Below are 19285 nucleotides of genomic sequence, written 5' to 3' on the forward strand. Positions count from 1 at the left end.
TATTCCTTTATTTTGTTCTACTCTTTCTAAAATAAAAATAAACGCTAATTGTAACAAGACACAATGCGCTAAGACCTATTAACAAAAGCGGTTGCCTTTTTGCTGAAGCTGTACTAGCCGACCATTGTTTTATTTGCGTTTGTGTGAGCATAAAATCTTTTCGCCACTGCCATTCTTGATTACCAACACTTACTTGGCTGTGAACAGTATAAGTTCCCGCTGGCAGGACAACTTCATTCAAAGGTAGATCCATAGCTAATAATGAATTAGGTGCCACTGACACATCTGCTTGTACTTTTTTTAGTAACTCTTTTGGCTGACCTTTTTTGGTTAACCAGTTGGTAATTGTCGCTCCTTTCATAACTTTTGGTTGTCGATTTTGGAATGTTGCTTGAACAACAGGTAGGCCACCGCTGATCGTTGTATCAACTTTTTTTAGTTTCAATTCTGCTCCTTCATCAAATGGCTGTTTATCTTCTGTCAGCATGATTGAAATAGTATAAGCATAGGTTGATGTAAATTGATTAGTTGTTAATGATTCATCCTCTAGTTGTTTGACAAATCGTAATGCACCTAATTTAACTCCCAAAAATGGCTCTTTAGGAGTTCTAATTTCATAATTTACTATTTTTTCTTCAAAGTTTTTTACAGTGACCGTAGCTTCCTTATTTTGCAAATGAACAATTTGTGTGATGGAATTCGTCAAACTAGAATCTAGTTTGGGGCTCGTCTGCGTATAATCAATCTGTCCATCCGTTCCGTTCACTGCATCATGAATACTTAAAGCGACAGTTACGGACTCTTTTTGCAAACTTCTGATTTTCACTTGAACAATCTGCTGACTACTTGGCTGAACACCTAAATAAAAATAAGTTTGATTCTTATCTAGCTGATTATCTGGTATCACACTTTCAACCGTGAAACCCGCTAGCGACTTTGACTCAGGTTGTTGAGCTAAAGTAACTTCGAAATGTAAGAAGATTAGATAATAAATAATTATAAAACAGAGATAGCTAAATACTTTCATTCCATCCCCTATAGACTTATTTAGGGCTTGTGACAAATTCATTTCAACCACCTTTTTCTCCCTTCCTTTAATAATTATCGTTAATGAATTCAGTATAGCTGAAGATACAAAAAAAATAATTTTAAATTTTTAAACCAATTAATTGAAAAATAACTTTTTCTTCCCCTATAAAGGTTTAATAGTGCTTTTTGCCTATGAAAATGCTTAAATTTCATTATTTTATGAAAATAACTCCTTTAAAATTCAAAGTACAACTAGTAAAATAGCAAACAAACATCAAAAGGTAAGTGAATGTCACTTACCTTTTGATGTTTGTTTGCTAAAATTTAATGATTTTTTTACTATTTTCTACTGAATAATTTTCAATTATTTTTCTGAAAATAACTAAGAGAAAAGCGAGAAGAATCATCCTTCTTCTCGCTTTCTTGTTATCCTAAACCAACACGTTCAAAAATCGTGTCAACATTTTTTAAATGATAATGGTAATCAAAGGCATCATCTAGCTCTTCTTTTGATAAGACAGAAGTAATTTTTTCATCCGCATCTAGCAACGGACGGAACGCCGTTTGATGATCCCATGCGTAAGCTGTTTTTGGTTGGACCAGATCATACGCTTCTTCACGTGTCATGCCATGGTCAATCAATTTTAACAAGACACGTTGGCTATAAATTAGTCCATAGGTCGCATCCATGTTATGCTTCATATTTTCTGGGAAGACCGTTAAGTTTTTGACAATATTACCAAAACGATTCAACATGTAATTTAGCAAAATCGTCGTATCGGGAATAATAATCCGTTCAGCAGACGAGTGAGAAATATCTCGTTCATGCCATAAACTCACATTTTCAAAGGCAGTAATGACATGACCACGAATCACACGTGCCAAACCAGTCATATTTTCAGAACCAATTGGATTCCGTTTATGCGGCATTGCCGAAGATCCTTTTTGTCCTTTTGCAAAAAATTCTTCTACTTCACGTGTTTCTGATTTTTGTAGACCACGAATTTCTGTTGCAAATTTTTCAATACTTGTCGCAATTAATGCCATGGCAGAAACATATTCTGCATGTAAATCACGTGGTAAAACTTGTGTCGAAATCTCTTGAGCACGGATCCCCAAATGTTCGCAAACATATTCTTCAACAAATGGTGAAATATTGGCAAAGGTACCTACGGCTCCACTGATTTTACCCGCTTCGACACCTTTGGCTGCATGTTCAAAACGTTCAATGTTGCGTTTCATTTCAGAATACCACAACGCTAATTTCAAACCAAATGTAGTAGGTTCTGCATGAACACCATGCGTTCTTCCCATCATGACCGTATGTTTATACTCTTTGGCTTTGGCTCCGACAATCTCCGTAAATGTTTGTAAATCTTTCCGTAAAATATCATTCGCCTGTTTCAATAGATAACCATAGGCAGTATCCACAACATCTGTGCTGGTTAACCCATAGTGCACCCATTTTCGCTCTTCACCAAGCGTTTCTGAAACGGCACGAGTAAAAGCGACAACATCATGACGTGTTTCTGCTTCAATTTCTAAAATACGTGCAACATCAAATGATGCATTTTCTCGGATTTTTTGTACATCTTCTTTAGGAATTTCGCCAAGTTCTGCCCAAGCTTCATCCGCCAAAATTTCAACTTCTAGCCATGCCTTGTAGCGGTTCTCATCTGTCCAAATTGCGCCCATTTCGGGTCTTGTATAACGATCAATCATTGTACCTTATCCCCTCTTTACTCCTCAATTTTTGAAAAATAATTACGACCAAATCTTTGTTTCTTTAATTTCTTCCAGTGTTTCATCGATTTCTTTGGTTAATATAGTAATATGCCCCATCGCTCGTTGCGCTTTTGCTTCACTGTGGCCATAATAGTGGAAATGCCAATCTGGATGTTCATTAATAATGTCCATCGTTTCATAGGCCTCATTTCCAAGCACATTGACCGTGACTGCTTCAGACAACAGTTGAATCGTTGGCATTGGCCAATTACATAAACCACGAATATGCGTATCATATTGGCTAAAAGAACAAGCATCTATTGAAAAATTCCCAGCATCTTCTGGACGAGGTAAAATTTTATTTACATAAATCCCGCCTGTTTCTGTATAAAACATTTCAATTGAAAGGGTGCCGACTAAACCAACTGCTTTAGCAATCACCTTAGCAATTCGTTGCAACTCACCACTGACTTCTTCATCAATTCGGGCTGGCGCAATCGTTTCATGTAGCTTACGCTCTTTTTTAATTGTTTCCACAACTGGAAATGTCGCAAATTCGCCACGACCATTACCAGAAATCAGAACAGATAATTCTTTTTCGTAAGGAATCCAAGCTTCCAAGACACAGGTTCCTTCTCTCAGAAGATTCATGGATGGCGCTAAGTCTGAAGTACTATGTAGTACATAACGACCTTCCCCTCGCGTATTCTTCAAGATACACGGATAACCAATGCCATCAATTGCTTCTTGAATATCAGTCGGACTAACAATCGTTGCATAAGGTGCAATCACAATATTATTATCTTCCAGGAAACTTTTTTCCATTAAGCGATCTTGCGTAATCGCTAAAATGTCTGTTCCTTGTGGTATATTCGCTAAATGTTGAATCGCTGTTAACGCATCAACATCTGCATGTTCAAATTCATACGTAATCACTTGGGCACGTTTTGCCAATTTCTCTAACGCTTCAGAATCATTATATGCTCCTAATAATTGCCAATCGGCAACTTGTGCAGCAGGACAATCAATTTGTGGATCTAGCACACCCACTCGAAACCCCATTTCTCTTGCACTAAGGGCCATCATTTTTGCTAAATGTCCGCCACCAATGATACCAATCACTTGACCAGGTAATAGTGGTTTATCCAAGTTCATCACAACTTTCCATCACAGTTTTATCCTTAAAATCCTTCTGCGGTTTCTCGTCGCAGTCTAGCCTTTAAGAGTGCTCTTTTTACATGATACAAGGAAAAAGGCTCAACTTCAAGTGCCAGCAGTGTTTCCCTTAGGTTTTCTCATCAGAATTTATTAACATACTTTAGGATAAAACAGCGGTAACTTACTACTCGTCTCTTTGTAACCAAGCTTTTTTCTCTTTTTCTCTTCAAATGGATGAAAACATTAAATTTTTCTAAACGATGATGAGGTCAAAAAAGTATGAAAGAAAAGCCACCTGACCTTATCTATCATACTTTTTTGAAACTATTCGTTACTTTCTGAGGTTTCTTTTAAACCATTGAATAAAAGATTTAAAATAATTGCGGTAATGCTGCTCATGACAATTCCATTACCAGTAAACATGCTAACAGTTTCTGGTACTTTATTAAAGAGCGTCGGCATAATATTAAAGCCTAAACCAAAGCCAATCGAGATGGCAATAATTAATAAATTTTTGTCATTTGAGTAGTCAACTTTTGACAACATGCGCATTCCTTGGACAGCCACCATTCCAAACATAACCAGCATTCCGCCGCCTAAAACTGGCTCTGGGATAATTTGGGCCATCGCACCAATTTTTGGTAATAAGCCTAAAATAATTAAGAAAAAAGCAGAAAAATAAATTGGTCGACGTGTTTTGATCCCAGATAATTGAACTAACCCGACATTTTGAGAGAAACCTGTATAAGGAAACGTATTAAAAATCCCCCCTAAAATGACGGCTAAACCTTCTGCATGATACCCACGACGTAAATCATCTTCGCCAATTTTCTTCCCTGTAATATCTCCTAAGGCAAAATAAACACCTGTTGATTCAACCATACTAACAATTGAAATAATAATCATCAACACAATAGAAGAAAGATCAAACGTTGGTTTGCCAAAATAAAATGGCTGTGGAAAATGAAACCACGTAGCTTGACCAACAGGAGATAAATCCACTAATCCCAGAAACGCAGCTAAAATTGTGCCGCCGACTAGGCCGATTAACACGGCAATTGACTTGATAAAGCCACGTCCCCAAACTTGCACAACAATGATTAAGGCAATTGTTACAAATGCGAGGAGCAAGTTTTTAGGATCACCAAAACTTTTGTCCGTTGCTAAGCCGCCACCCATTTTTTCAACAGCAACAGGAATTAAGGTCAAACCAATAACTGTAATGACTGTGCCGGTGACTAAAGGCGGAAATAGACGTTTAATTTTTGAGAAAAATCCTGCAATAAGAACGACAAAAATGCCCGAAGCAATAATTGAACCGTAAATGGCACCAACCCCTTTGTTCGTACCAATCATGATTAAAGGTGCAACTGCTTGAATGGCACAACCTAAAACGACTGGCAAGCCAATCCCAAAAAACTTATTCACCGTTAATTGTAAAAGTGTCGCAACGCCGCACATAAAAATATCGATTGAAATCAAATACGTCATTTGTTGCGAATCAAAATTCAAGCCGGTTCCGATTAATAAAGGTACGGCAACTGCTCCAGCATACATCGCTAATAAATGTTGCAATCCTAAAACGGCGGCTTTCCCATTTGGTGTTTCCGTCTGTTGTGGTGTATTCAATTGTTTTGTTTCCAAGATTATGCATCCTCCTCTAAAAACGTCACCGTTCCTTCACTTAATGAAGCAATACGTGCTAAAGAGACTACATTTAAGCCCATGTCTTCTAATAACTGACGACCATCTTGGAATGATTTTTCAATTACGATACCAATTCCTTCAACCTTTGCACCAGCCTGTTGGCATAATTCTACCAATCCTTTGGCAGCTTGTCCGTTAGCTAAAAAGTCATCAATAATCAACACTTTATCAGCATCAGATAAAAATTTTCTTGAAATGGAAATTTGACTTGTCACTTGTTTTGTAAATGAATAAACTGAAGCCGTTAAAAGCTCTTCATCCATGGTTAAACTTTTTGCCTTACGAGCGAAGATCATTGGCACGCCTAATTTTTGCGCTGCGTATAAGGCAGGAGCGATTCCTGATGCTTCAATTGTAATTACTTTGGTAATGCCTGCTTCTGCGAAAACCTCAGCAAAACGATTACCCATAGCCTCCATCAATTCTGGATCCACTTGGTGCGTAATAAAACTATCTACTTTTAAAACACCTTCACCTAATACACGGCCATCATTTTTAATACGTTCGACTAATTCCTTCACAATATGAACTCCTTTACTTATTTTTCGATAGATGCTTTGTTCTCATCCTGAGGAAAGGACGGTTCGTTAAAAACGAACGAAATAAAACAAAGTGCTATTTATATTCGCGTTCTAACAAAAGAAAAAAGCCCATTTTGCCAAAGCAAAAAAGGGCTATCCGCTCTTCTTCACTTATAGACCAGCATTTACGGTGCTGGGTAGAGACGGTCAACCGTATTTTGACCTTATACAAGCTTCTATGTTTCTCTAGGATAGTACAAAAATCTCTAACTTTCAATGGTTTAACAACTTTTTTTCATTAGAATTTTCAAATAATTGGTTCATTCTTCCATTGTTCCGTAAAAGCGAACATTAAATAGTCAAAAACGCTTTGGCAGTCTATCCTGCCAAAGCGTTTTTTTATTCTTCATCGGTTGCTTTTTCTTGTTCACGATATTTTTTCATTTTTTTGCTGAATAATTCACCGTTACTAGGGGGCGTATATGTAATAGCATTCGCTCCGGCGATAATGGTTTCATGAATACTCGATTCAGTTGGTCCTCCTGTTGCAATAATCGGTAATTCTGGATACTTGCCACGGAAATAGCGTACGGTGGCTGCAGTGTCTTTTCCTGCACTGATATTAATCATATCCACGCCAGCCGCAAGTTTTTCATCAATTGGCGTATGAATAGAAGTTACTGTGCTGATAATAGGAATATCGATTGCTTCATCCACCATTTTAATTGTTTCAATTGGTGTAGGACCATTCAAAACGACACCCATTGAGCCTTGTGCTTCTGCAAATAAACTCATATAAGCAGAACGCATGCCTTGCGTTAAACCGCCGCCGACTCCTGAAAAGACAGGAATATCCGCTGCTTCAATAATGCCTTTTGTAATCGCTGGATGCGGTGTAAAAGGATATACAGCAATCACTGCCTGTGCATCCGTATTGCGGATAATCGCAATATCTGTCGTAAAAATAATTGATTTTATTTTACGGCCAAAAATTTTAATGCCACTGGCTTGCCGAATAATCTCTGGCATTTTTACAATATCTTGTTTCAGCGGCGTCATAATTTCTGGAATCCACTTTTCGCTCATTGTCATCGTTCCTCCATGCTTAACGGTCGTATTTATTTAAATTGTATTCTTCAATTACATGAATGATCTTATCAGCGTATGTAGGATCCGTTGCGTATCCAGCATCTTGAAGCGCTTGTGCAGCCTCTTTATAATTTTTGGCTAACAAGACTTTTTCATATAAATTTGGATCCCAATCGACCCCATCAACAAATAACTTGGTATGATCTCGCATGGATTCTTCCCAATTGTCATAAACTCGAAAATCACCCTGAATCGTAATCCAGACCTCATTGACATACTCTTTTGTTTCTAAATTGACTTTTGGTTGATTGCCATATGCTTTAATCCCAAAAAGATTGTTATATTTCGATGCTAATTGACTTTGTCCAAAATTTGATTCTAAAACTGCTTGCCCCATAATAATACTTGGTAATACCCCGTAAGATTCTTGTAATTCACGTGCATACGGTGTGATTTCAGCAACAAATTCTTCTTTTGAGATGTTTTCATTTTGGCGATTGACTGACTCGCTTTGTCCCTTATCTGAATCAGAAAGGACAGATAACGAAAAGACAAAGGCCAAACCGACGACAACTACGCCTAAGAATAACTTTGGCAAATTCAGCTGCTTTTTTCTTTTTTTCTGATAGTTGCTCACTTCATTAATTCCCCACTTCATCTTTTATTTTCCGATAAAATGTTTCACTATCTTTCACTTTCGTGATTGATTTCATTTGTTACTATAACCGAATAATTGTATCATTTTCACAGAAAATTATCAACTTTCATCACTGCTTACGCTCGTGATTTCAGTACTTGATTCAGTGGTAGCAGTTGAAGAAACTGTACTACTTTCAGAAATTTTAGTGGTTGATTTCACTGTTGTTTCAGTTGATGTGTGAACAGATTCTTCAACTGGTTTTTTGCCAAAAAAGACAAAAATTACCGCACCAAACATAATAATCACAGATAAAATCCCAGCAATTGTGTATTTCAAAAGACCATCCTTCCTATTCGTTATTCACCTACGTAAGTATCCATCAGATTTTCATTGACCCAATCTAATAATTCAACTTTTGAACCTTCCAATTGTCGTTGAATCGTAGCTGGTAACCGGAATGTAATAATATCATCAAAACCCCATTCGCCATAGGCCAGCGTCACTTTCAAATCAATATAACCAGCAGCAATTTCTTGTTCCTGTTTATTGTTAGGAATCAATTCTACAACGCCCAAATCAGATTGTAACCATTTTTTGGCAATTGTTGTTTTTAACCGTTTATATTCCGAAACAGCTAGGTTGCGTTTTTCCGGAAATAAGATGGTTTGGCGGAGTATTTTTTGAGTCAGCATCCACTCATAATCCGTAAACAAATTCTTAATTTTTTGCATGACTTCATTGTCCAAACCAAATTGGCCTTCTTTCCAAGCTTGCCAATCGGCTGCTTGAATTTGATAAGCGGAGTAAAAATTTTCTTCTGTTTGGTACTGTTCAATAATTGCGTCAACAATAATATCTACATAAACTTGATGCATAATCATTCGCCTCCATTTTCTATTTTACTGAAATTCTCTAAAAAAAGCATCTTTTTATCTCTGGATTTTATCATATTTACAAAATTGTCCTTGTTTTCTAATTTCTCTTGTTTACAGTATAATAAATAATGAAGAAGATTTGAAGAAATTGCATAGATTAGGAGGACTTCTTTTGACAAAAAAATTATATCAATGGGGCATCGTAGGATTAGGTGGGATTGCCCACGAATTTGCTTCAACGTTTAAACAAGAAACTAGCCAACTTGCAGCTGTTGCTTCACGGACATTGACTAAAGCAGAACAATTTGCCGCTGATTATTCAATCCCTAAAGCCTATGGTTCTTATGAAGAATTGCTAGCAGATGAAACGATCGATGTTGTCTATATAGCAGTGCCAAATAAACAACATACTGAACACATTTTAAAAGCGCTCCAGGCCGGAAAACATGTGTTGTGTGAAAAAGCTATTACGATGAACGCGGCAGAATTAAAACAAGCCTTGGCAGTTGCAGAAAAAAATGACATTATTTTAGCAGAAGCCATGACTATTTTTAATATGCCACTATACGACGAATTACGTCGCTTGATGGATGCTGGCAAATTTGGTCAGTTAAAAATGATTCAAGCACCATTTGGAAGTTACAAAAAACCCGATCCTAAAAATCGCTTTTTTAATCCTGACTTAGCAGGCGGCGCATTGTTAGATATTGGTACTTATGCAGTTTCGTTTGCTCGTTGGTTTCTCAGCTCACAGCCAGACGTTTTAGCTTCTAGCATGGTTCCCTTCTCTACTGGCGTTGATGAACAATCGGTGACATTGCTTCGGAATAAAGAAAATGAGTTGGCGACTATTTCATTAACATTCCAAGCAAAAATGCCAAAGCAAGGAATTGTTGCTTTTGAAGATGCCTATATTACCATTACAGATTATCCACGTGCAGATGAAGCAATCGTTCACTACAATGACGGTACGGTTGAGACCATCGTTTCTGGGTACTCAGCTGAAGCCATGAATTATGAAATCTACAATATGGTTGAAGCAATCAAAGGTACTCAACCCAACCGCTCCTTATTTTTCACGACAGAAGTCATTGATATTTTGGACCAGATGCAAAAATTATGGCAGAATTAAAAAAAGAACTTCGGCTTTTGCCGAAGTTCTCTTTTTTATTTGTTCTCTATGGATAAATACGGTTTAACATACGTGGGAATGGAATCGCTTCACGAATGTGTTCATTACCAGTAATGAACGTAACAGCACGTTCTAAACCTAATCCGAAGCCAGAATGTGGCACAGAACCGTATTTACGTAAATCTAAATACCAGCTGTATTCTTCTTCTGATAAGCCAAACTCAGCTACTTTTTCTTTCAAATAATCATAATCAGTTGCACGCTCTGAACCACCGATAATTTCACCATAACCTTCTGGTGCAATTAAATCGGCACAAATTACAACATCTTCACGTGTTGGATGTGGTTTCATATAGAAGGCTTTAATTGCTTTTGGATAATTTAAAATGAATGTTGGAACGCCATAGTAATTTGAAATAAAGGTTTCATGTGGGCTACCAAAGTCTTCGCCCCATTCAATGTGATCATAATCATTGTTTGCTTCTTCTTTTTGTAATAACTCAATCGCATCATCGTAAGTAATACGTTTGAATGGTTCCGAAACATATTTTTCCAGTAAAGCTGTATCACGTTCTAAAACATCCAATGGATATTGTTGATTTTTCAATACTGATTTAATTAAATGTTTTACGTAGGCTTCTTGAATATCTAGTGATTCTTCATGAGTTGTGTATGCCATTTCTGGTTCAATCATCCAGAATTCCGTTAAGTGACGACGAGTTTTGGATTTTTCCGCACGGAAAGTTGGTCCAAAAGTAAAGACTTTTCCAAATGCCATCGCACCAGCTTCTGCATATAATTGACCTGTTTGTGATAAGAATGCTGGTTGTCCGAAGTAATCTGTTTCAAATAATTCTGTTGTGCCTTCTGGTGCTGAGCCTGTTAAAATTGGGCTATCAATTTTAATGAATCCTTGTTCGTTAAAGAACTCGTAAGTAGCACGAATAATTTCGTTACGAACTAACATGATTGCATGTTGTTTGCTTGAACGTAACCATAAATGACGATGATCCATTAAGAAATCTGTGCCGTGTTCTTTCGGCGTAATTGGGTAATCTTCTGAAGCGCCAACGACTTCTAAATCAGTGATATCCATTTCATAGCCGAATTTAGAACGGCTATCTTCTTTGATAACACCAGTAACCATGACTGCTGTTTCTTGTGATAAATGTTTAATTTCTTGGAATTTTTCTGTACCAGCTTCTTCACCAAAGACTTCAATGAAGTTTGGTTTGAACACGACACCTTGGAAAAAGGCTGTCCCGTCACGTAATTGTAAAAAGGCAATTTTTCCGCTTGAGCGTTTGTTAGCAATCCAAGCGCCAATTTTTACTGTTTCTCCAACATGTTTGTTTGAATCAATAATTTGAATTTGTTCCACGTTTGTCTCTCCGTTCATTTCTTAGTTTATTCTTTTAGGCGTTGTGCTGAATTCGTTTCTTTTCTATAAAGTCATTCATTCGCTCAATCGCTTTTTCTAACGTCATTAAATCTGTCGCATAGCTCATCCGCACATGTTCTGGTGCACCAAAGCCCTCTCCCGTTACCAGAGCAACATGCGCTTCTTGTAATAAATCTTCCACCCAATTAGTCACGTTATCATACCCACAAATTTCTAACGTTTTTTTGACATTCGGGAATAGATAAAAGGCGCCTTCAGGTTTTATTAGCGAAACACCTGGCAAAGCTGCTACTTTTGGATAGATATGATTCAGGCGTTTTTCAAAGGCCTGACGCATGTCTTCAACTGTCGACTGTTCACCTGTTAAAGCCTCAATTGCCGCATATTGGCTAACTGCGACTGGATTACTGGTGGATTGTGAAGCGAGTTGTGTCATTGCTTGAATAATTTTTTCATCCCCGACTGCAAAACCAATGCGCCAGCCTGTCATTGCATATGTTTTGGAAACACCATTAATAATGATTGTCTGTTGACGAATTGCTTCTGAGATGGTTGCAATTGGTGTGAACCGATGTCCATTGTACACCAAACGACCATAAATATCATCTGCAATAATGAGGATATTATGAGCAACTGCCCATTCACCAATTTGGCGTAATTCTTCTTCCGTATAAATAACACCAGTTGGGTTAGATGGTGAATTTAAAATGATTGCTTTTGTTTTGTCCGTTCGTACAGCTTCTAATTGTGCGACTGACACTTTAAATGATTGCTCTTGCGTGCTTGATACAAATACTGGCTTGCCTTCTGCTAACTTGACTTGTTCACCATAACTTACCCAATAAGGGACAGGGATAATCACTTCGTCCCCAACGTTCAAAATGGCTTGAAATAATAGATACAGCGCATATTTGGCACCATCTGTCACAATAACTTGCTTGGGTTGATAACGAAGTTGATATTCTCGTTCCACATAAGAGACAATTGCTTGCTTTAATTCAGGAATGCCGCCAGAAGGTGTGTAATAACTTGCTCTTCCATCCTCAATTGAAGCAATTGCTGCTTTTTGAATATTTTTCGGGGTTACAAAATCTGGTTCCCCAACCGTTAAGCTTAAAACATCTACACCTTTTGCTTTTAATGCTTTTGCTTTGGCGGCAGCTGCTAATGTAACAGAAGGAGTCAATTGCTGTGCTCGATTTGATACGTTCATACACCTTTCACTCCCACTTTCATCAAAACCTATCTAAATTAAATATCTTTGACAACGTTGATCTCTTCACCTTTATCAAAGCTCATCAGATAATACGTCAGTACTCCTTGATCATTTTCGGTGACCACTTCCCATGCAGGGCGCTTATCATAAAGCCCTAACGTAGCTTTCATCACCGATTCATCGGGATGGGCTTTAGCAACAATGTCTGTTATTTGTTGTTCAGTTTGACCATCTTTTTGATTTAAGACCGTGACTTTTTCTCCCGATTTAGGGACAATCACGACAATCTCTGTGCCTTTATCATTTTTGCCGGTTAAAGTAAAATACGTATTTTTGCGTGTAAACCAGTAAAATTTATCAACTGTTTCTAAATTAGCAGAAGTTTTGGCAATTGCGGTTGCTTCTTTTTTGGCTTGAGCCATTGGTTGATTGGTTCGTACAAAAAAGATAATTATTGTTACAAGAATTGCTAAAAGGATTGCCAATAGGGTTAAAAGGACAGTAATCCGTTTCTTCTCTTTCTTTTCTTCTAATTCCTCCAAAAATCCTTCCATCCTCTCTAAACTTACTGGGTCTTATTATAGCAGAAAAATAGCGGCCTTTCACAAATATGACCTAAAAATAATCAATTATTTGTTTAAAAATTCCTTTAATTCTTCTAAAATTTCAGGCATGGGCGCTTCTTTTACTGAGAGTCCCTTGGGAAACGCTTTGATTAATCGTTTGCCATATTTTGCAGTGACTAAACGACGATCCAGAATCAGCAATGCCCCTCTGTCTTCTTCAGAACGGATTAAACGGCCCAGTGCTTGTCGTAAACGTAAAGCTGCTTTTGGTACCGCTTCTTGAGCAAATGGTTGTATCCCTTCTGCTTCTAAATACGCATATTTTGCTTGCACAAGTGGTCGTTTCGGGTTTTCAAAAGGTAAACGCGTGACTATCAATAACTGTAAAGCTGTTCCTGGTAAGTCCACACCTTCCCAAAAGCTATCGGCTCCTAGCAAGACATTTGGTTTTCCATTAGAGAACCGTTTAAGAATTTTTTCACGACTGCCGCTAATCCCTTGGGCGAGGACCTCTTGTCCTTTTTCCAATAATCTTGGCTGGACTTGATGATACACGGTGGACAATAATTCATGCGAAGTAAAAAGAACCAACATCGAACGTTCCTCTTGCGCCATCAATTTTTCAATGGTATCTGAAATGTATTGACCCATCTCATAGGAAGAGGCATTTTGAATGGCTACTGCTTCTTCCGGTACATAGACTCGCGCATTTTCTGCATAGTTATATGGCGTTGGTAGGGTTTTGAACGTCACCTCTGTTAAACCTAACCGTTGCGGTAAATACTTTTTATTGTTGCCAAACTTCAATGTGCCGCTTGTATAAATAATTCGTTCATACCGCGGATACCACTTTGTTTCAGGAAGCAAACTAGCTTCTAAGTCATGAATTTCAATCAAGCCATGGTCTTCATTTTGTGGTAAATATTCTTTTACCCAACGTGGACGCCAATCATCAAGATAAATGGTAAAACAGTGGTGAATACGTTCAATTTCATCAAAAAATTGAAACAAGCGAACAAAAACGATGCGATCAGCCAAACTAAAGGTTTCCAACTGACTCATAATTGTTTGCTGTAACTTACTTTGAATAGTTAACAACTCCTGCAGTAAAAGCTGGAGCGTTTGACTATGTTTTTCTCCCGCAGCAGATAAATAATCAATACGTTCTTTGGTTAAAAGCAACTCCTGATGGTCTATCCGCTTCTGCGTTTTACTAAATAAACGATGCAATTCAAAAAGAAAATCTTGCCATTCATCCACAAAATCCAGTAAACCTTGCTGATAAATTTTTACAAACCGCTGCTCTTCAGAAAACTGTTGAAAAATTTGCTGTAAAGCAACAAAAAGTTGCTCTTTTTCAATAAAATGCGTGACTTGTTTTTTTAGTATCACACTGTTCACTCGTTCGCTCGCCATCCGACTAGCGATGTCTGGTAAATGATGTGCTTCATCAATAATTAGCCACGGACTTTCAGGTAATAACGGTTGTTTCCTTAGCGACTCTTGCGCCAAAAATGCATGATTAACAATCAACACGTTACTTTGAGCGACTTTTTTATACAGATGTCTTAAAAAGTCAACTTCATAAAGTTCATCTTTTTTTGAAAGAAAATCCAATCCGCGATGTGTAACTTCTTTCCAGAATAAATGATTTAAATTCGTCAATTGTAGTTCATCTAAATCGCCCGTTTCTGTTTCTAGCAACCAGACGAGAACGCCCATTTGATAAAGAGCGTATTGTTTTTGCGGAGTTGGCTGATTCAACGTTGCCTTAAAGCGTTGTAAATCAAGATAGTGTCGATGGCTTTTAATAACAATGCCACGTAATTTCCCTTGGCAGATTTGATTGGCTAACGGTAAATCTTTTTCTACTAATTGATTTTGTAAAACAATCGAAACTGTTGAAATAATGACTGGTTTTTCTGGCGTTGCTAAATAGCTCATCGGCAACAGATAGCCTAATGTTTTTCCCGTTCCAGTCGCTGCTTCAATAAATAAATCTTTTGTCGTTCCTTCTGTAAAATGATCATAGACTAAATTCATCATCCGACTCTGTTCCGCACGATAAGCGAAACGTTCGCCAAACAGTTTTTCTTTGGCTTTTTTAGTTTTGGGATACGTACTAGTCTGATAGAACGTTTCTTCAAAAAGAGGAACTTCTTTTTTGCGTAAAGCAATGCCACTGACCACTTGATAGGCTGGATTTAATGGTGTGACTTGTTTTTTCATTTGTTCATACGTTTGTTGAATAAAGGCACTGGTTTCCCGCGCTGTCTGTTGACTTAATTCCGCAATTTTTTCCATAGTGACTAATGGTAAAGATTTCATTTTTTCTTGAATTAATAACAAAAGTTCGGCTGTAACCTGCGCATCACTATCTGCTTGATGGGGATTCTCATGAGACAAACCTAAGCTTTCCGACAAATCACTTAAACGGAAACTTTTTTCTGTCGGTAAAAAAATCTGTGCCAATTCCACTGTATCAATGGCTGGAATGGTAAGTGGCGGCGTGCCACACCGTACCAGTTCACGAGCTAAAAAATTATAATCAAAGTGGACGTTATGCGCCACAAAAATAGTATCTTCCAGATAATGATAAATTGTATGTGCTACATCTTCAAAATAAGGCGCTTTTTGAACTTGCGTATTACTAATCCCCGTTAAACTTTGAATTTGTTTTGGTACTACTTGATTGGGATTCACATCTGTCGCAAAGTTAGCAATAATCTTTCCATCTTGAACGAGAACGCATCCAAACTGAATGATCCGATCACTTGTAGGATCTGTTCCAGTCGTTTCAAGGTCAACTACTGCATACACTTGTTTGTCTTTCAATGACTTCACGCCTTTCATTCATCTTTGAAAATTATACTACAATTTATAGGATTTTCACTAGTATTTCAAAAATTCTCTTGAAATCTTTTCCAGAAATAATAAGAAAGAGCCTGAAACAAAAATCCAAAGTGATTTTTGTTTCAGGCTTAAAAGCTGATAAATTGAACGGTTTTGTCTTACCTTCTCCTAAATAAACGATTAATAACAGTCAAGGATTTTCTGCATATACTGGTTTAATTGCCCATAGCCTTCCAATTCTCTGATTACTGGTAGCGGACAACGAACCTTTTTATTAAATAGTGTCCGCTTTTCAACATATTCTGTAACTTCGTCTAAAAATTTATCTAATCCTTTTTCTAGTTTCATACAACTTAACTGATTGCAAATTCGCACATCTCCTGCCTTTTTCTTTTGAACTTGTTTAAATGATTGTGAGAATGCTTTTGCTTCAAACATTTGTGCTTCTAACTGTCTTTTTTCAATCGTTATTTTCGGTACTGCTTGATTTCCATCAGTATCCTCTAACTGGCGACTCATAAAGCGACGATAAATTTCCTCTTCTAATTCGTCCAATTGTCGTTGAAAGTCCGCAGGAATTGTCCGACTTGATGAATTTTCTTTCTCACTTTCCATAGAGACAGCTTCTTTTTCTGGCTTCTGCTCCTCTTCTTTTTCGGCAGACTTATCCACTGAATTTAGCGAGCTTTTTTCTGTTTCTTGTGGAAAAGTAAATAAAGGTTTTGCCGCGGTACTCTGCTGGATTTCTTGTTTTTTTTCTAGCTGCGCTTCTTTAATTGGCGCTGGTTCAGATAACACTGGTTCTTTCGCTGGTTCTTCAAGCACTAGTTTGTTAACGGGAAGCACTACTTCACTTGTTGCTACAGTTGTTTCACCTTCTTGATTTTCCAGATTATCAGGCGATAGATTGACGTCTGGTTGTTCCAGATTAGTATCCTCTGATACTTTTAGCGATGCCTGTTCTGCGGCTATCACAGGAGAAGCTCTTTTCAAATGGATCGTTTTTATTTGTCTAGAAATGACGGGATTTCTCGTTTGATTAACGGCTTCATTTAAGGAGGCTAAATTTTCTTTTAAAAGTGTCAGCATTTCACGTAAGATAGCAATTTCACCAGCTAATTCCGTTAATTGATTTTCTTGCGGCACTACTTGCACATTGGTTTCATTCATACGGACTGTTTTTTTATTTTTAGTTGTCGGTATTTCATACATCCATTGTTTCAATGCGAATCGTAAGTCACGAGTGGTCGGCTCAAAGCTTCCAAAATAAACAGTGTAGTACATTAACTCCGTTTCAACATAGACATAAATCTTTTTAACAATTAACTCTTCAAACTGTTCTAATTCATCCCAACTTTCGCATAAAGCTTCAAAAAATTGTTCCCCTTCTGCTAAATTTTGATACTCTTTCGCTAAATAAAGCTTGCGAATTAAGTAAAAATTATACGGTGTTTCAACATTATCTGCATAAATTTCTCGTCCTAAAAAATCTGGATTCGTTTCTTTACAAAGAAAGACCGTTTTCTCTTCTGATTGTGTTTCAAGTGTTTTAGTCATGAGGTTCACTTCCTTTTTCTCCGTTAATAACCATTTTTAATGATAGATACCTTTAGTATACAGGAGAAATTCTTCTGATTTTCTCATATTTTTAAGAGACAATAGAAATTTTAGAGAAAAATCGACAGAAAAAAACGTGAGACAAACAGTCCTATTGACCATTTATCTCACGCAAAATACTTAAACTGACTATTTTATCCTTGAAACATGCAACCAATTATTCTGCTGAATCAATTGGCAAAATTGTGTCTTTTTTCTCGCGACGTGCAATTGCTGGTAAAATCATTCCTAATAGAATTAAGACGATTGGTGTCACAATGTTAGAAGCTAATTGGAACAACCAGCCTTGAGGGTCTGAGGCATACTCAAATTTAGGCACCATTCCTAGGATACAAGCAAAGGCTGTAAATAGGAAACACCAAAGACCAAACACAAAACCAATTTTAGGATTTTTAACAAATTTATATTCTGAATTAAATTGTTTGTATGCTTTGTTTAGAAGCATATAGGCAAAGAAGACCCACAAATAACGCATTGGCATAACTACAGAATTTAAGTTAGTTAGCCATTTAACCACTTCGTTCATGTCCTTCAACCCAAACATTGGTAAAGCGATAATAATACTTACTAAAATACCTGTTAATAAGTAACCATTAATTAACGTACCTTTTTTCGTACGTTTACGTAACCAACTTGGAACAAATTCTGGATCTGCTTCAGCTAAAAGAATTTTCAGTGGAGCATCAATTGAAAAGGCTAGCGCAGCCACTTGACCCACTGTATTCGTTAACGCATAAACAATCATTAAGAGATTACCGACACCATAATACGCACCTAATTTTTGGAAGGCACTGTAGGCACCATTTGCCATTAAATCTTTAGGAATATTGTCACTTGAGAATAACATTCCCATTGCAAATGAACCTAAAACAGCCGATAAACCAACCATTGCTGCTAGGAAAATCATTCCTTTAGGGAACTCTTTGGCTGGATTTTTAGTTGCATTTACGTAAGGAGAAATTTTTTCAGCGCCACCTACCGCAAAAACTAACATTGATACGGTTGTAAAATAACTAAAGTCAAATTTAGGAATGTAAGTACTGACTTGTGACATGTTTGGCGTCGCAAATTCAACCGTTGAATTAATAAATGGTGCGCCTACCGCTAATAAAATGAATAAAATAGACATCACAAACATGGCGGTTCCAGCTAAACCACCAATAACTTTTAAGGTGGTTAACCCTTTTGTTGATAATAACAAGAAAACCAAGAAAATTATTAATGAAATAAATGATACCGTTACAATTGGCATCGTATTGACTAGGTTTCCATTTCCTTGAACTGCCCAACCTAAGGCAATTAAAATTGCTTGTGGTTTTTGTGCCAAGTAAGGAATGTGCACTACCCAATAAGTCCATGCTGCATAATAGGCTAGACGTTTAGTACTGGTGTTTTGCACCCACGAACTAACCCCACCATTACTGTCTTTAAATGTTGAACCTAACTGTCCTACGATTAACGCATAGGGAATAAAATATAAAACTAAAATCAAAAGCCATGAAGTGACCACTGAAATCCCTTGTTGTGCATAATTATTCACAACATTTCCAAGACCCCAGACCATGTTAAAGGCAATTAACCCGACGGTGAACCATCGTAATTGCTTTTTGTCCATATAACCAATTCCTTTCTTATTAAAAAAATAAAGCTCTTCATTTATCATAAGCATTTTACTTTTTATGCACAAGCTCAACATAATTAAATAAAGATGGCTTTTTAATAAGTAATTAAAACGCTTCTAGCAATGATTTTCTA

Annotated in this window: 16 protein-coding genes and 1 riboswitch; of the genes, 1 reads left to right on the top strand and 15 read right to left on the bottom strand. The window is 37.1% G+C overall.

Going from position 1 to position 19285, the window contains the following annotated elements; all coding sequences use genetic code 11:
- Nucleotides 1-7: 7 nt before the first annotated feature.
- The 9 genes from IGL23_RS09100 to IGL23_RS09140 all read right to left on the bottom strand — a co-directional run bounded on the left by IGL23_RS09100 (nucleotide 8) and on the right by IGL23_RS09140 (nucleotide 8750).
- Complete coding sequence (locus tag IGL23_RS09100; RefSeq protein ID WP_033594512.1) at nucleotides 8-1069, bottom strand: DUF916 and DUF3324 domain-containing protein; 1062 nt, start codon at nucleotides 1067-1069, stop codon at nucleotides 8-10.
- Nucleotides 1070-1455: 386 nt separating this feature from the next.
- Complete coding sequence (gene purB / locus IGL23_RS09105) at nucleotides 1456-2751, bottom strand: adenylosuccinate lyase (protein ID WP_033594502.1); 1296 nt, start codon at nucleotides 2749-2751, stop codon at nucleotides 1456-1458.
- Between the two features lie 42 nt (nucleotides 2752-2793).
- The gene (gene purK, locus IGL23_RS09110) at nucleotides 2794-3909 is read right to left on the bottom strand and encodes a 5-(carboxyamino)imidazole ribonucleotide synthase (protein WP_033594501.1); all 1116 of its coding nucleotides are present in this window, start codon (nucleotides 3907-3909) and stop codon (nucleotides 2794-2796) included.
- Between the two features lie 327 nt (nucleotides 3910-4236).
- Nucleotides 4237-5556, bottom strand: coding sequence for a nucleobase:cation symporter-2 family protein (locus IGL23_RS09115; protein ID WP_002382793.1), 1320 nt, complete (start codon nucleotides 5554-5556; stop codon nucleotides 4237-4239).
- A gap of 2 nt (nucleotides 5557-5558) precedes the next feature.
- A complete protein-coding gene (locus IGL23_RS09120; RefSeq protein ID WP_002356804.1) occupies nucleotides 5559-6140 on the bottom strand; it encodes a xanthine phosphoribosyltransferase in 582 nt (193 codons plus the stop codon).
- A gap of 154 nt (nucleotides 6141-6294) precedes the next feature.
- Nucleotides 6295-6392: riboswitch (purine riboswitch) on the bottom strand.
- A gap of 147 nt (nucleotides 6393-6539) precedes the next feature.
- Nucleotides 6540-7226, bottom strand: a complete 687-nt coding sequence (locus IGL23_RS09125) for a hydrolase (protein ID WP_002356802.1) — start codon at nucleotides 7224-7226, stop codon at nucleotides 6540-6542.
- 19 nt (nucleotides 7227-7245) lie between these two features.
- Nucleotides 7246-7887 (bottom strand): glycoside hydrolase family 73 protein, encoded by a 642-nt coding sequence (locus IGL23_RS09130; RefSeq protein WP_002366997.1) that lies wholly within the window; start codon nucleotides 7885-7887, stop codon nucleotides 7246-7248.
- Nucleotides 7888-7986: 99 nt separating this feature from the next.
- Complete coding sequence (locus IGL23_RS09135; protein ID WP_033594511.1) at nucleotides 7987-8166, bottom strand: hypothetical protein; 180 nt, start codon at nucleotides 8164-8166, stop codon at nucleotides 7987-7989.
- Between the two features lie 59 nt (nucleotides 8167-8225).
- Nucleotides 8226-8750: a hypothetical protein gene (locus tag IGL23_RS09140; RefSeq protein WP_002382789.1), complete on the bottom strand. Its 525-nt coding sequence runs from the start codon at nucleotides 8748-8750 to the stop codon at nucleotides 8226-8228.
- A 166-nt stretch (nucleotides 8751-8916) separates the two neighbouring features.
- Between IGL23_RS09140 and IGL23_RS09145 the strand changes: the two genes are divergently transcribed.
- Nucleotides 8917-9876, top strand: coding sequence for a Gfo/Idh/MocA family protein (locus tag IGL23_RS09145; protein WP_033594500.1), 960 nt, complete (start codon nucleotides 8917-8919; stop codon nucleotides 9874-9876).
- Nucleotides 9877-9922: 46 nt separating this feature from the next.
- Here the strand turns inward: IGL23_RS09145 and asnS are convergent, their stop codons facing one another.
- From asnS to IGL23_RS09175, 6 genes are all read right to left on the bottom strand, one after another.
- A complete protein-coding gene (gene asnS, locus IGL23_RS09150; RefSeq protein ID WP_002389963.1) occupies nucleotides 9923-11275 on the bottom strand; it encodes an asparagine--tRNA ligase in 1353 nt (450 codons plus the stop codon).
- A 16-nt stretch (nucleotides 11276-11291) separates the two neighbouring features.
- A complete protein-coding gene (locus IGL23_RS09155; RefSeq protein ID WP_002359774.1) occupies nucleotides 11292-12491 on the bottom strand; it encodes a pyridoxal phosphate-dependent aminotransferase in 1200 nt (399 codons plus the stop codon).
- 38 nt (nucleotides 12492-12529) lie between these two features.
- Nucleotides 12530-13048 (bottom strand): DUF5590 domain-containing protein, encoded by a 519-nt coding sequence (locus tag IGL23_RS09160; RefSeq protein ID WP_002382785.1) that lies wholly within the window; start codon nucleotides 13046-13048, stop codon nucleotides 12530-12532.
- 75 nt (nucleotides 13049-13123) lie between these two features.
- Nucleotides 13124-15913 (bottom strand): ATP-dependent DNA helicase DinG, encoded by a 2790-nt coding sequence (locus IGL23_RS09165; RefSeq protein WP_002407157.1) that lies wholly within the window; start codon nucleotides 15911-15913, stop codon nucleotides 13124-13126.
- A 180-nt stretch (nucleotides 15914-16093) separates the two neighbouring features.
- Complete coding sequence (locus IGL23_RS09170; protein ID WP_430619643.1) at nucleotides 16094-17470, bottom strand: hypothetical protein; 1377 nt, start codon at nucleotides 17468-17470, stop codon at nucleotides 16094-16096.
- A 217-nt stretch (nucleotides 17471-17687) separates the two neighbouring features.
- A complete protein-coding gene (locus IGL23_RS09175) occupies nucleotides 17688-19145 on the bottom strand; it encodes an amino acid permease (protein ID WP_002356790.1) in 1458 nt (485 codons plus the stop codon).
- Nucleotides 19146-19285: the final 140 nt, after the last annotated feature.

The sequence above is a fragment of the Enterococcus sp. MSG3299 genome (assembly GCF_050555765.1).
Lineage (GTDB): Bacteria > Bacillota > Bacilli > Lactobacillales > Enterococcaceae > Enterococcus > Enterococcus faecalis.